The following is a 14,432-nucleotide window of genomic DNA, read 5'->3' on the forward strand; positions in this document are numbered from 1 at the left end:
TAGCTTTTCGTTGCTTATTACTCGACCCAGGTGCTCATCTTGGTTTTTTGCCAGGCATCAACTCCTTTTCATCAATCAAGGTTTTGCTTCTGTCAACTTACCGAAGCTTTCGGCTTCAGCTTCATTGCTTGCCAAGGTTTTTTCCGTGTTTTTTATCTTTTCAGGTAAGCCATCCAGTTTTTTTTGTGTTTCAGCTTGGGCAGCTTTCAATTTGGCGAGTTTTTCCTGGGCTTCAGTCCAATGCTTACTCTCGTTACTTTGGTCTTTTACGGCTTTTTTATGTGCGTTTTTTAAGCGTGTGTACTTAGTTTTTGCCCTCATAGTTTTGGTAGCCATTGCCCGCCTTTGCCTTAGGGTAGCCCCTTTCATTTGTCCGTTGAGGTCTTCATACACCTTCATGTTCATATATACATTATACCCCTGATCGTTAAAAAGGCTTTTGTTTTTTAGCAAGTGTCGGTGTGCCTTGTAAAAGTCTCCGTCAAAATAATAAAGAGCATAAAGTACATTTTTTTCAGAAAAACGGGCACAAAGTGCTTTTAGGCGCGATTGATCCATTTTTTCGACGGCACGGGCTATAGGCTCAAAGTCTTGTGGGCGACGTACCAAACCCATTACGTGCTCGATGGTTTCTTTGCTAAATATACTTTCGCCGGTTTTGAGTTTGGTCATTGCCGGAAACTCATTCGGGTCAAGGTCTTGTACCGATTTTACATCACTGCCATTAGTTTTTTTAGCGCTTTTCAGGTTTAGCCCTTCTATTATCTTTCCTTTTTGTACATCATCTATAGTTTTCAGCCTCCCCCTTACAGTACCTACAAATATACCCCCCTGCATGGCTATAAATGGCAATATAGCTGCCACGTCTGTCATCTTCTCGCTCAACGTTCCAGGGCCTTCTAATATACTCACTATTTGGGCAAAGCCATCGGTAGTACCAATCAATACCATAGTAGCATCTACACCCAAGTCGATTTTTTCAAGCATTAAGTAACGATAACGTCCGCCTAACTGTTTGATCCCTATTTTACTTAGAAAGCCAGGGTTGACCCCTGCTTTGGCTCGGTTAGCAGCTTTGATCATAGAAGCTCCCCTTAGCATTTTTACCGCCCCTATAAATGCCCCTACTATATCTAGCAGGTTTACTGCAAAAGACTTCACCGTGGTAGAGCCTCGTTGGTACTCGTCTACCATACTGCCTATAGCACCCGCTGCCCCTATCACTCCTGCCGCAAAAAACAATTCACCCGCCAACGATGCCGTCGCTATTCCGGCGGTTCCTCCAGTGGCTACAATCAGCCCCAGTAAAAAAATGGCCAAAGCAATGTAACCCATATATTTCCACCAGGGAGTATGGCTGGTAATGGCAATTTGGCTACTATGCCCGTCGTGGGTTTCATAATACAGCAAACCTTTAGGCAAATGGTCGTCTCGGTCAAGGGTGGCAAACATCTCATCTGGCGGATGCGTTTCTCCATCTTGTACCGCGTATTCTGTAGCTTTGAAAAGCTTACCAGCTTCTTTGTTTACCAGGCTCACGATGTGCCAATACCCATTTTTTTGGAAATAATACAGAGGTAAATCTATAGAAGTAGGTTGTTTGTTGCCCGGTCCTACATTGAGGTACTCAGGATAAAACAACGCCTTTGCCCGGTATACCTCACCCGGAGGTTTTTCTTCCTGCAAAAACTTCTGGTAACGCGTATCCAAGTTAAAATTCCCTTCTGCACTTTGGGTTACCTGAGCTTCTTCGCGTTCATATTTTTCGCGAGCGTTTGCTACATCGGCTGACGAGACCTTCGTTCCTTTGATTCTGGCTTTTCTTTCGGCATCGGCCTCGGCTTTTTTATCATAAAGTTCTCTTATCTCATTCCTTTTATGTATCAAAACCTTTGATTCTAGCATAGCGTGAAACGATTTTAGTACTGCGTTCACCCTTACCCAATCGCGATTGCCAATGTAATCAGGCATTCGTTGTACGTTAAAAATGAGTTGCTCTTTTTTTGGGGCTCCTGAGTGGTGACAAGATTGTTTGCTATAGTTGGGTAGGTTTACTCCTACCAAAACAAAGCCACCAAAGGTGCGCCAAAATCGATAAGCTTTGTTTTGGGCATCTTTGAGCATTGCCAGTGTCACCATATCTTGAGGCTCTCCGGTTTTTTTCATAAGACTGCTCATACGGTGCACTGCTATTACCAAGTCAAGGTAATCCATAAAAATCTGATCGCCAGAAATTTCCCTATTTTTGACATCCTTGAATACTTTGCCCTTTAGTGCGGCCCCTATTAGCTGAGTTTCTCTGAGGCGTATGTTGAGTAACTCTTCTTCTTTGGACGAAGACGAAGGCTGATCTTCGATTTTTTTACGAGCATCTTTAGTGGCATGCTGATGAAACTCACCCTCATCGGTATATTGGTCATTTTTGTTATGATAAGGCAAATACTTACCATTAATCTGTTGAATCTTGTAGGTAATCAGTTTTTGACCAAAGTAGCCCTGCGAATCTGAAGATACATCCCAGTGGTTTTCAGGCAAGGGGTCAACGTATACGTTCAGCGAAAAAATCTCATCTTTAGTTCCCTTGCTGTTTTTTTCGCTCAACATAAGGTATTGTTGATAAATGCGCAATGTAGTATTATACTTTTTGCCTTTAAATAAAAGCTCCAGATGATTGGCGTTTTCGGTTACCACAGCCCGTTTTACCTCGGTAAACTTACCCGGAATGGGCACCAGTCGTGTGCCTGCCCACCCCGACATAGACACTGCCGCCATCCCATTGTCCTCAGGCGATTTTTGGATGGTCATGATGTAATGGTGCTTGTTATGGTCTGCTTTGGTGCCAGCAGCACCAATTTTTCCTACCTCTATCGGTATCGTATAAGATGATACCGAACGATCTTTGGTTTGTTCAACATTTTTTCTTTTGTCGGTAGTATCTCTTACAATGCCCCTTGAAGGTGGAGTACCCTCGGTTGTTTTGTTGCCAAACTTGTTAAATTCATGTATACTAGGGATCAGAATTTGACTCGCTTGTAGACCATGGTGAGTTTTATGCTCAATTTTATAGCTATATATGCCCGTATTTTCTTGAAATTGAATACTAAGATAATCTTCTGGTATTATCTTAAGTTGTGGTTGGGGCTTTAGGTGGTCTGTACCTGGTTTTATTCTTTGCCAGGCTTCTTCTGCTTTTATTTCGTCTTCGGTAGGAGTGTGCCATTGCTTATCGTTGGCATAAAAAACTTTGGTATAGTCAGGTACCCAAAGATAAAATTTGTACGGTGTTTTGCCATCTGAGGGATCTTGATGGTGAACTATAAATTCATTTGTATGTTTAAATACAAGTTCTTTCGATTCGCCAGTAGGTAAATATTTTACCTGTACCTTCATTTTTTGCGGATCTATCCTTGAGAAAGCAACTTCTAGTTCTGGAATTTGATCACCATCTACATCAATTAAAAAAGGTTTGGGATCGCCTTGAGGCTTTTTAAAAAATAGCTGAGGTTCTTTCTGAAAGCCAGTACCTGGCTCAAATACAGTTTCTTCAAAATTAGTACCCTCTTCAAAAAAATCATTCTCATCGTTTAGTAAAGTAGTATCCTTTTTTAGCTTAGTATTAGCAGAGGTGTGTTGGTGTTCCATTTTTACTTGAGTGTAATTTGCTTAAGTTTTATAATGTAGGCCAGTGAACAATTATTCAGCGTACTATAAGTGTTTATTGATCAATTACTAGTTTTTGTTTAAAGGAAGCAATCACATAACTTTTGTGCGTAAGCAAAGCATAGGATAAAACCTCCCTCTTTTTTTCTTATCGATAGAGTATCAGCAGGTTGGGTGTGGGTACGAAGGTGAGCAAAGGTGTTAAGAGGCATTGTGTCACACCTGATGTGTAGCCTGAGCAGAACACGATGCTTTCAACATCTTGATTATGCAAAAATAACTATTTGAATAGTGAAAGTTTACCAAATGGGAGTTTAGATATCTGCTGATTATCAGTAATTTACACTGGGGTTTTACCAATAAAGTTGGCAAATAATATTTGGTTTTTATTTTGGCAGTGGTATTCTCACTTGCCATAATTGAGAGGGTAGGAGTTTTGAGTAAATGCATGTGCAGTAAAATTTAGTCTTTATTGCACAAAAATAGGGGTTACTGGCGCTTTCTATTTGCCTAGTTTATGAAGGGAAAGTTTTTGAGTATGAAGCATTGATTTGGGTTTATAAGCTGCAATCACCCGATGTTTGGTATTGGTCTGACCCGTGTTGGCTTTTTTGTGTTGGTGCTCCATTGCTGTAAATATGAAGTAGTTCGTAAAAACTTAAAAAGCAGAGTGTTGATCAATTATTTGAAACATAATGATGCATACATATAATGAATTTCTAGGGTGAGAGAAAATTTTCGAATATGATTTTTAAGAGTGGGAACATGTAAGTGTAAGTTTGGGCTATCAACATTAATTGATGCACCTAAACTCTCCGCCAAACGTATCTTTGAATACTTGTGTTATCTCTGTTGAATTAACTACTTGTGTCTAATGAAAGCTTATACGTTGGCTTTGTGTACCTGTATGGGGTGGTTTACTGCCTGTTCGCCCAAAACCAAGCCTTATAAATGTGGAGCAGTATTGAGCCAAAAACAAATCAAGAAATCGTTTGCCCCACTGGTAAAAATACTTGGCTTAAAGCCTGGTACTACCTTCGCCGACATTGGCGCATCGGGTGGGGCTTATTCGGTGATGATTTCTACCCTTACCAAAGGCGTAACTTATTATATTCAAGACATTGACACTACTTGCCTCAATCGGCAAGAACTAGACAAGGTTTTGGCGTATTATAGCCAACAAAGCGGAGTGTCTTTGCCCAAACAAAATACTTACCACCTCACCATAGGCGGATTGCGGCAAACTAATTTGCCCACCCAAACTTTTGATGTGATATATACCAATGCTACCTTCCATGCCTTTAGGTACAAAAAAGAAATGATAGCTGATATTTACCAAAAGCTCAAACCAGGGGGGTATTTATTTATTCGTGATGGTTTGGCAACATCTGACTCACCTCAAAACTGTCCTGACAAAAATTGCAATGCCCCCTTTGTACAGGAAAAAGACCTGCTAACCATTGTGCAAAGTTGTCGTTTTAGGTTAATCGAAAAAAACAAAAACTTTAGTGGGTATCCTATTTTTAAGTTTCAAAAAGATGGATAAGTGATCTTTCATAAATAATTTGAGCCATTAAAGTGTATCTATTGCCCTCATTCTTCTCAAAAAAAAAGCTCCATAGCTTTGGCTATGCACCGTTTTTTTTGAATCGTCTGAGAACAATATATTTTCTTGAATTGGCACATCTTATTTTTTCCAGATCACTAAGTGTAGTATACAGCAAGTGGAGGGTCAGTAAAAAGTACCCAACACTCCATATCATAATTGAGCCAACATCGGTGTATGTTGGTCGACTTGCTACGATACTATGCAAGTTTTAAAGGGATATTCCTTATTCGTCTATATCTTGCTGGCGTTTATTAAAAGTTTCGGTAAGTTTCCAATAAATGATAGGAATATCAATGGCGTGATCCAGCGGTAACACATATACATCGCTATCCTCCGGAAAGTATACCTTGTAGTCTTGATCAACTGGAGCAAAAAACGCCTCAGCACCAAAAAAATCTTCGCATACATAAGTTTTACTCTCCGAGTCTACCATTGCTTTACCGCTTTTTACGATATACAATGCCTTGTTTTGACGCAAGTCAAATTGGTCTCCTTTTTTGTAAGATTGTTTGCTCATCAATTGGGCAGTTTTGATGTATACCGGCAACGAAATATTATCGCCAAACAACCAGGTACGCTCCAGATAATGTACCAAAGACTCTACCTCGTCTAGCTTTTGCACCATGTTGTTGCGGCGCACAAAATCTTTGTAAAGGGTGGTGGGTATTTGCACTGTCTGTACATAACAAGAGGTAATACAAGTAGCTTTGGCCGCTATTTCGCGGTCATCGATGTAGTAGCCAATAAGCGACCCTGCCGACAATGAATTACGGATACCCATCTCAAAAATAAGCTCGACAAACCCCGTGAGCAGTAAATAAATATATTCGGGCTGCTTGCCCTTGCGAAACAGGGTAGTACCTGCATTGATCGTAATAAAAGGACAGTTGACCAATATAGCAAGTTCGTAATCGGGGGTGTTAGGAAAGTAAAACTTGAGGTAATCATAAGCAAACTTGGTCAGCACATTTTGGTTGGTAGGAGTGAGCAAGTCAACACTGCCAAAGGGTGCCACCGAACCCACCTCTTTTTGGGTATCGGTCAGGGGTTGGTCAGTATGAGCCAGCACAATCTTGTCCGACATATCGTCTATAAAGTCGTGGGCTTCACCGTGTACATGGCCGCCCCCAATGTCAACTTTTTTGAGGTTAGTACGCGCAAAATAAGCATCTTTTATTTTCTGGTAGAGTTGGTAAGAAGCATCATTGCTTAAACGATCATCGAACATCGAATCGAGTTTTTTCAACGATGAAATGTCCGCCAAATGCGCATAAGTACGGTAGGTGTTGTCCCAAAAAGTACGGAAATAAAATACATTGGTTTCTATAGGGTGCAGCGACAGCATCGGCTTTACCTCCAACCCATTGATGTTGTTCCATTCGTCAAGGGCAAGGTCTTGCACATCAAAATAGTGATTAAAACTTTCTTCGGGAATAGACATCAACGCACTGAGTTTTTTGGCAACTGATGCCCTTACCAGTGGTGACGCAAAGTACTTGATGCGGTGGTCAGACTTCAAAAAAGCGGTTAAACCAGCAAAGTGATCGTCGTGGGCATGGGTATTAAAAATACCTTCTATTTCGTTGATACTAATGCCCAGTGCATTGAGGCTGGTCATGAGGTCAGGGCCTGCATCGATCAGGTAAATTTTACCCTGAAACATTACCACACTTGCCATACAAGGTCGGTTTACATCCCAGGCGTTTCCTTCTCCGGTGTGCAACACAGCAAAGTACTCGCGCTTGATGTTATGATAGCCCAGGTAATAAGGTGCTTCGTATTCTTCGGTGGGTTTCAGGTTCAGGTTTACACTTACACTATTGTCTTGGTAGCTAAACTCGTACTTGTTAAAACCTTTGCGCTCCACATATACGCCATTCCGAATCTCTACTTTGCCTTTATTCAGCGAAAGCTGGTCTACGAGTTGGTCGGGGGTGGTTATTTTGCCAAAAGCAAACTTAAGCTTAAAGCGCATAATTTCTTCGGCCATTTCGTCTGACATACCCGTGGCCATTATTTCGTCTTTGGTAATGAGCCCGTAATTGCCCCGGTGAATATAGGCAAGTTGCGCCACCAACTGTTCGTCGATTCCCATCATTAGTGGCTTTAGCCCGGTATTGTTGGGGTGTTTGGGAATGTGCATGCCCTGTGAGTAAAGCATCTGCAGAATAGGAAACTCGGCAAGATTAGAGAAGCCTCCGTTTTGGAGCAGTGCATCGGACAATAAAATAGCATTGGGCCCTGTCTCAAACTCAAGGTCGTCTTTTTCTACTTTGGCAATCAGCCCTCGTTTTTTAAGATGCTTTACACTATCTGCCGGACAGCCACACAAAATGTATAGGCGGACTTCTGGAACCTGAACCCAATAAATGCCGGTAGCTACTTTTATCTTCTCTATTTTCTTTGGTGCAATTATCATCTTTTTAAGTCTTCGTTAAGGGTCTGATTGCCAAATATGTTTGATGAAGTGAGGTCAGCTTCTCAAATCTAAAAAAGTATGCAAGTATTTGGCTAAATTTAAATGATTATACTGTTTGGTCAAAATAAAACATAAAATTATGCGTCTATCAAACCGTGTTCAGCCATTTTCTCTCTGAACAACTCATTTGGCTTGATCCCTTCATAACTTTCTGACAGTTCGGGTATGATACCTTTGACAAGGTACATATCTATTTCTCCTTTGCCTTTTGCCTGCACTCTGCCATGATACTCACACTCAAAGAAATCTTTTACCAGCTCATAAGTGACCTGAGATACACTAATTTCGTTTACCACCCCATTGCTTTCCATTCGGCTTGCCGTGTTTACGGTGTCGCCCCATACATCATAGGCAAATTTTTTGGTACCAATCACCCCTGCTATCAAAGGCCCAGTGTTGATACCCAGGCGCAGCTCCCAAACTTGTTCACCCCTTAAGAGTTTCTCGGTACGGAAGTCGGCCATAAACTTTCTAATGCTTAACGCTGCCAAAGTAGCATCTACAGCATTGCTTTTGTTCTCGTTAGGTATGCCGCCTACACACATGTAGGCATCACCTATAGTTTTTATTTTTTCTAGATTATATTCTTCAATAATTTGGTCAAAAGCAGCAAAACAAGTATCCAGATTTTTTACAATTTCTGCTGGATCGGTAAACGAAGCAATTTTGGTAAATCCTTTAAAGTCGGTAAACATAACGGTGGCCATGTCATAATTGCGTACCTGTGACTTTCCGTTTATTTTGAGTTCTTCGGCTACATCACTGGGCAAAATATTGAGCAATAGCTTGTCCGACTTGTCTTTTTCTATATTAATCTCTTCGTTGGCTAGTTTCAACTGTTCACTTTGCTCCATGATTTCTTCGCTTCGGTGCTTAATTTCAGCGTTCATGCGTTCTATTTTTATATTTTGCTCTGCAAGATCATTTCGTTTTTTGCGCAGCAAAAAGAACCCATACACCATAAAAGCCGCAAATACCAAAATAAGCACCAAGCCAATAACGGCTGCCCATAAGCGTTGATCTGCGGCTTTTTTTTGCGAATCTCTAAAGCGCAGCATATAGTCATACTTTAGCGATTTGCCCTTGAGCTTATCATCGTCAATACTGCTCCTTATTTCGTGCGATCTTTCATAACTATTCAAAATCTCCTGATTATCACCTCCTTTCCAGGCTTTAATATCGCCCACGGTTTCATACATATCCGAAAACTTGACCAACCAGGGGTCACTCAATTTGTTTTGTTGAAAAAATACCTCCAGAATTTGAATGGCTTTTTGAGCGGTTTCCAACGATTTGTCGTAATAGTCGGTATTGAGGTAATTAAAATTGTAATAAAACCTGGCAAGTTTAATAAGCACATCTGCCTGACTGATAGAGTCTTGGCGTTCTTTAAATATTTGGAGTGCTTTGGTATAGTTATCTACTGCTTTAGCATAATCGCCCCCTTTGGCATTTTCGTGTATTTGCCCCATAAAGGTGTATACCCTCGACAAAGTTTTAGGGTCGTTGAGTCTTTTGGCAATGCTAATGCCCAATTTGGCGTGATAAAGCGCCGCATTGTTATAGGCTACTACTTGCCCCGGAGTACCATCCAGTTTTACCAAAGTCAAGGCGTAGTCCATGCGTAGAATAGCCTTGGCGGTATCGTTGCGTGTGGTAAACAATGCTTGACGTACACTGTCCAGGTGAATTTTTTGTGCATAACTGTGTTGTGCTATCAGGCACAACAACACAATAGTCAGTATCTTTCCTTGTTTCTCCCTCATTAAGCTTCTCTTTGAGCTGTTTTGCAATCTGTTTGAATAATGTATTTTTTGGTGTAATTACCTGACAAATGCCAGGTATTAAAAATGCGCAATTCTTTTGCCACTATTGGCGTTTGCCTGCCCTTATCTCTTTTACAGTTTCTATAAATTCAGCAGAAGGCTTCACGCCCTCCTGGTCACTGGCAAATTCGGGTTTGATACGATTTACAAAATACATGTCTACCTCACCTTTGCCTTTTACATTTACTTTGCCCCGGTATTCACACTCAAAATAGTCTTTGACTAGTTGGTGGGTTACCCCCGAAATATTTACTTTGTTTACTTCTCCATTGCTTTCCATACGGCTGGCTGTATTTACTGTATCACCCCATACGTCGTAGGCAAACTTATTTTTGCCAATGACTCCTGCCACCAGCGGCCCTGTGTTGATGCCTAGCCTTAGCTCCCAGCACAAATCATTGGAGCTACGACGTGCTTCTTTGTGCTGGCGCATAAAGTTTTGCATTTCCAGGGCAGCGCACACCATTTCTAGAGAGTTACTGGTATTGGGTTGGGGTATGCCCCCGGCTGCCATATAAGCGTCGCCTATAGTTTTTATTTTTTCAAGCTCATACTTTTCCATGATCTCGTCAAAGGCAGTAAAATAATACTCAAGGTGTTTGACTACATCGGCTGCCGACATTTTTTCGGCCGCTGTGGTAAATCCTTTGATGTCAGCAAATAATACCGATACCGTGTTGTAGTTGCGTGCCTCAGAGCGTCCACTTGCTTTTAATTCTTCGGCAATATCTTCGGGCAAAATATTGAGAAGCAGTTCATCTGATTTGGCTTTTTCCTGCTTAATTTGTTCTTTTTTTCTTTGGATCAACCGGTTACTTTCGGCGAGTTTTTCTTCAAAGTAGTTTTGCCTGCGTGACCGCTTGATGAGTACTTGTAAAATGCCTCGTAAAATCTCTATTTGCCCCAGCATTACTTCATAAAATGTCCTTTGCTCCAGCTTGAGTAAACGGGTTTTTACTACCCCCGAAACCGACGCTGAGCGTGCTTCAGTGTCTAACATAGAGTATTCGCCAAAAACCTGTCCTTTGCGCAATACCGCAAACACATAAGTTTTGTCATGCACTTTTACGGCGCCATCGGCAATGATATACATAGCTTCGCCCTGATCACCTTTATGAAAAACAGCTTGTTCTGCTTTTAAAATACCTTCTTTGAGCTTAGAGGCTATATTTGCCAGGATTTTTTCGTTGGTAGTAGAAAAAATATCCACATTTTTGAGAATTTCTATGCGTTCCTCTAAACTAACTCTGGGCTTTGATACTGTATGCATGATAAGTGTTTAGAATGTGAGGTAATCATGCCAATCATAAAACTTGTTCGTGAAGTTTTAGCTGCAAATGATTACTATGGTCTTTTAAAATTAAGAACATCCCAATATAATTCAAATATATTGCCTACTTGTCTTTCTCTTGAGCTTTTTCTTGTAGGTGCGCCTGGGCTGAATGATTCTGTAAATGTATGGTACAATGGTTTGCAAAGCGTCAACCATCAAACCAAATAATCCCTTTAGACTACAATCTTATCATTTATAAAAGCTTAGTCGTATATTGCACCCCAGAACCATTATTGATTATATGTTTGTATTTACCAATACCAATTCTATCGCTAACCAGTTTATAGCCGAGCTAAGAGACATACACGTTCAACAAGACAGCTTTCGGTTTCGTACCAATATGGAGCGTTTAGGGAGCTTGTTTGCGTATGAAATTTCAAAGCAACTTTCCTACAGTCAAACCTCGGTAAAAACCCCCTTGGGTGAAGCTCCTACCCAGCTTTTGACAAAACAACCCGTACTCGCTACCATCCTGCGGGCTTCTCTCCCCCTTTATAATGGTTTTTTAAGTATATTTGATAAGTCTGAGAGTGCCTTTATAGGAGCCTACCGGGGAGCGCACAAAGCAGACAATTCTTTTGACATAGTACAAGGCTATACTGCTACTCCCAGCCTCCAGGACAGGGTGTTGATATTGATTGATCCTATGCTTGCCACGGGCAAATCTATGGTGTCTACCTATGAGCAGTTGTTGCGTTATGGCACCCCCGCCCAACTACACATTGTGTCTATCATTGCCAGTAAACCAGGGATAGCTTATGTGCAGGAAGCTTTGCCTCAGGCTAAACTCTGGATGGGTGATGTTGACGAAGAAATGAACCACAAGTCTTACATAGTGCCAGGGTTGGGCGATGCTGGTGACCTGGCTTTTGGCGAAAAGCTTTAAACAATAACAAAGGAGAGCCGTTTTTAAAGTTTATGTGTTATTTATCATAGATAATTTAATAATTAATAGGTATGGAGCTTTGGCTAAAATATTTGAGCGTAATAGCGGGGAGTATGTTCAAGTTTTTGTTTGGGCCGCTGATTAGCATTGCCAACGGACTTTCGTTTTTAGAATCTTGTGTCCTTACAGTAATAGGGATGATGATCAGTGCCATTTTACTGTCATTGTTGGGTGAACAAATCAAGAAAAAAATATTCAATAGATATTTTAAACCCAAGCGTTTGTTTACCAAAAATAGACGCCGTACGGTGCGTATTTGGCGCAAATACGGGCTTGCTGGAGTGGCTTTTCTTACCCCGGTAATATTTATGCCTATAGGTGGCCCACTCATTGCCACTTATTATGGCGAAAGCTGGAAGCGTATTGTCCCTTATATGTTTGTAAGTGCGATTTTTTGGAGCCCGGTGACCACTGGCTGGGTGTATTTTCTGGGCGATATGATCCAAAGCAATGCTTAATATCAACCAACATCGGCTCAAAAAAAGTAAGCATTGAAATAATATATTATAAAGAAACTAAACCTGTCAGGATGATATGTCCAGACAGGTTTTTTTGTGCACCTCATTTTTCACCAGTGTCAATAGAAATATGCTGTGGTGTTTTGGGGCAAATAGGCATAATAAGCATAAAGTGAGCGAGTGCTATGGGGAAGTTTTGCGAACCTAACTTACACCAATGTGTTGGCATACGAGGGTTTGCCCTTAAAAATCATATATGCTAAAATGAAATAGCAGTTTTTGACAACTTAGTTGAGAACAAACCTCCTACATTTGTGTCAAACCATTTCCATGAAAAACTTTTTAAATATGGCTTTGCATAAGCCTTACTAGAAATGCCTGTATAACCCAACAAAGTTGTAAAGCTTTGAAAGAACCAGGTGCACCCGCTTGTTTATGCGAGCGGGCGCTCAAAAGAGTAACAGATAGAATGGGTTAGTTTAGTGAAGTCTTCTTTGGTATTGTCAAAGAAGACTTTTTCTATTTGATACCAATTGCATTATTTCTCTCCACTCTCAAGTCCTATATTTGTATAATATTCAATCAATTAAACAAATTTATACGATATGAAAAACATCTTTTCGGTATTGACAATCTGCCTTTTGTCTTTCTGTATGTGGTCATGCAAAGCCAAGTATTATGAAAAGCATCAAGAGGTAGCAAAACGTGACATACTCAATTGGGAAGCCAGTGATGTGAAAAAATTTGAGGTAGAAATTGACGATGCCCAATCTAAATTTAACCTTGGGGTAGTGTTGCGTCACCACGCAAAAATTGCACATCCGTCGGTCACTGTACAAGTCACCATTACTTCGCCATCGGGTAAGAAAACAGCTAAAAACCAAGAGATTCAATTGAAAGATAGCGCGGGTAAGCTAGTGGGAGAGGTAGCCGGTGACATTGTAGATGTTACCTCTTTTGTAGAAAAAGGGTACAGTTTTGCCGAAAAAGGAAAGTATACTTTTGATGTAGCGCTCGTGTCTAAAATGAGCCTGACTGGATTTATGAGTGTGGGTTTTGTGATAGAGAAGCCAGAGGCGGCAAAGTAGCATTGCTTCGAACAAATAAAAAACCCCTTGAGCCTATTGGAGGCTCAAGGGGTTTTTTATTGAACAAAATCACTAAATTTACGGTTTTGTTCATAATTCGTCATCATATACATTACAAACTTGAACATATAGCAATGGCAGATAACAATCGTTTTTTTGAAGAGGGAATGACTTTATACAATGCAGAAAAGTATGAAGAAGCTATAGACTTGTTTACCCAAGCTTTGGCAAAAGAAATGACCCACGTGGGAAGTTTATACCAGCGGGGGCTGAGTCATACCAAATTGCGCAATTTCGACCAGGCATTCCGCGACTTTGACCAGGCGATTGCTTTTGCTCCTCATATTGCCGCTATTTATTCAGAAAGAGGCGTGGTATACTACCACCAAAAAGACTATAAAAAAGCCATGCAAGACATGGACAAGGCAGTAGCCCTGGAGCCCCAGGAAGCCTACCGTTATGCCAGCCGTGCTTACTTGAGAGCAGCTGTAGGCGATAAACTAGGGGCATTGAATGATTACCGCAAAGCCCTGGAGCTAGACCCTGACGATGCCATAGTACAAAACAACCTTGGTTTGCTCGAAGAGAGCATGGGCTATAGCAAAGATGCCCACAAGCGCTACGAAGAAGCCGATCGGCTCATGGGCATAAGCCAGGAAGAACGACAGAAGCGTTTTGATAAAATTGTGGAAGACCACAAAATTGCGGAAGCTTCGCGCAAGATGCAGCAAGACGTGCCTCCTCCTGTGACCAAGCCTCAAACCAAAGACTACTTTCAGGTAATGAAAAGCGTGTTTACCTCTAAAGAGCGTTTCGGTGAATTCAAAAACTTTGTCAAAGGGAAGTTTGGTAAGAAAAAATCTTAAACAGCCTCACTATTTGAGGGGGTGTGAAGTGTAGGTAAGCACCAAGGCAGCATTAAACACACCTAATGAGTAGGTATAACTAACTTATAATGAGTAAGTTGATCTTAATTATGCCCAAGCATATCAACATAAAAACAAAGGGGGCATTGCCATAATGGTTGCCCCCT

At 41.0% G+C, this 14,432-nt stretch carries 10 protein-coding genes; 5 read left to right on the forward strand and 5 right to left on the reverse strand.

Annotated features, from left to right (window positions below):
- Positions 1-75: 75 nt before the first annotated feature.
- Together M23134_RS24840 and M23134_RS42540 are read right to left on the reverse strand one after the other, a co-directional pair.
- Positions 76-3,642: a hypothetical protein gene (locus M23134_RS24840; protein ID WP_002700786.1), complete on the reverse strand. Its 3,567-nt coding sequence runs from the start codon at positions 3,640-3,642 to the stop codon at positions 76-78.
- A 520-nt stretch (positions 3,643-4,162) separates the two neighbouring features.
- Entirely contained in the window at positions 4,163-4,288 is a 126-nt protein-coding gene (locus M23134_RS42540; RefSeq protein WP_002700787.1) for a hypothetical protein, read from the reverse strand.
- Positions 4,289-4,534: 246 nt separating this feature from the next.
- Here M23134_RS42540 and M23134_RS24850 point away from each other — a divergent pair, with 246 nt between their 5' ends.
- Complete coding sequence (locus tag M23134_RS24850; RefSeq protein ID WP_002700788.1) at positions 4,535-5,206, forward strand: class I SAM-dependent methyltransferase; 672 nt, start codon at positions 4,535-4,537, stop codon at positions 5,204-5,206.
- A 286-nt stretch (positions 5,207-5,492) separates the two neighbouring features.
- Here M23134_RS24850 and M23134_RS24855 read toward each other — a convergent pair whose 3' ends face one another.
- From M23134_RS24855 to M23134_RS38860, 3 genes are all read right to left on the reverse strand, one after another.
- Positions 5,493-7,688: an MBL fold metallo-hydrolase gene (locus M23134_RS24855; RefSeq protein ID WP_002700790.1), complete on the reverse strand. Its 2,196-nt coding sequence runs from the start codon at positions 7,686-7,688 to the stop codon at positions 5,493-5,495.
- Between the two features lie 137 nt (positions 7,689-7,825).
- The gene (locus M23134_RS38855) at positions 7,826-9,514 is read right to left on the reverse strand and encodes an adenylate/guanylate cyclase domain-containing protein (RefSeq protein WP_002700792.1); all 1,689 of its coding nucleotides are present in this window, start codon (positions 9,512-9,514) and stop codon (positions 7,826-7,828) included.
- Between the two features lie 103 nt (positions 9,515-9,617).
- Positions 9,618-10,844: an adenylate/guanylate cyclase domain-containing protein gene (locus M23134_RS38860; RefSeq protein WP_002700794.1), complete on the reverse strand. Its 1,227-nt coding sequence runs from the start codon at positions 10,842-10,844 to the stop codon at positions 9,618-9,620.
- A 304-nt stretch (positions 10,845-11,148) separates the two neighbouring features.
- Between M23134_RS38860 and upp the strand changes: the two genes are divergently transcribed.
- The 4 genes from upp (at position 11,149) to M23134_RS24890 (ending at position 14,265) form a co-directional block, all read left to right on the forward strand.
- A complete protein-coding gene (upp, locus tag M23134_RS24875) occupies positions 11,149-11,793 on the forward strand; it encodes a uracil phosphoribosyltransferase (RefSeq protein WP_002700796.1) in 645 nt (214 codons plus the stop codon).
- 71 nt (positions 11,794-11,864) lie between these two features.
- Entirely contained in the window at positions 11,865-12,311 is a 447-nt protein-coding gene (locus M23134_RS24880; RefSeq protein ID WP_002700802.1) for a hypothetical protein, read from the forward strand.
- Positions 12,312-12,916: 605 nt separating this feature from the next.
- The gene (locus M23134_RS24885) at positions 12,917-13,399 is read left to right on the forward strand and encodes a gliding motility lipoprotein GldH family protein (protein ID WP_045114280.1); all 483 of its coding nucleotides are present in this window, start codon (positions 12,917-12,919) and stop codon (positions 13,397-13,399) included.
- Positions 13,400-13,533: 134 nt separating this feature from the next.
- Positions 13,534-14,265, forward strand: a complete 732-nt coding sequence (locus M23134_RS24890; protein WP_002700805.1) for a tetratricopeptide repeat protein — start codon at positions 13,534-13,536, stop codon at positions 14,263-14,265.
- The last annotated feature ends 167 nt before the right edge of the window (positions 14,266-14,432 follow it).

The organism is Microscilla marina ATCC 23134 (assembly GCF_000169175.1).
In the GTDB taxonomy this organism is placed as follows: domain Bacteria; phylum Bacteroidota; class Bacteroidia; order Cytophagales; family Microscillaceae; genus Microscilla; species Microscilla marina.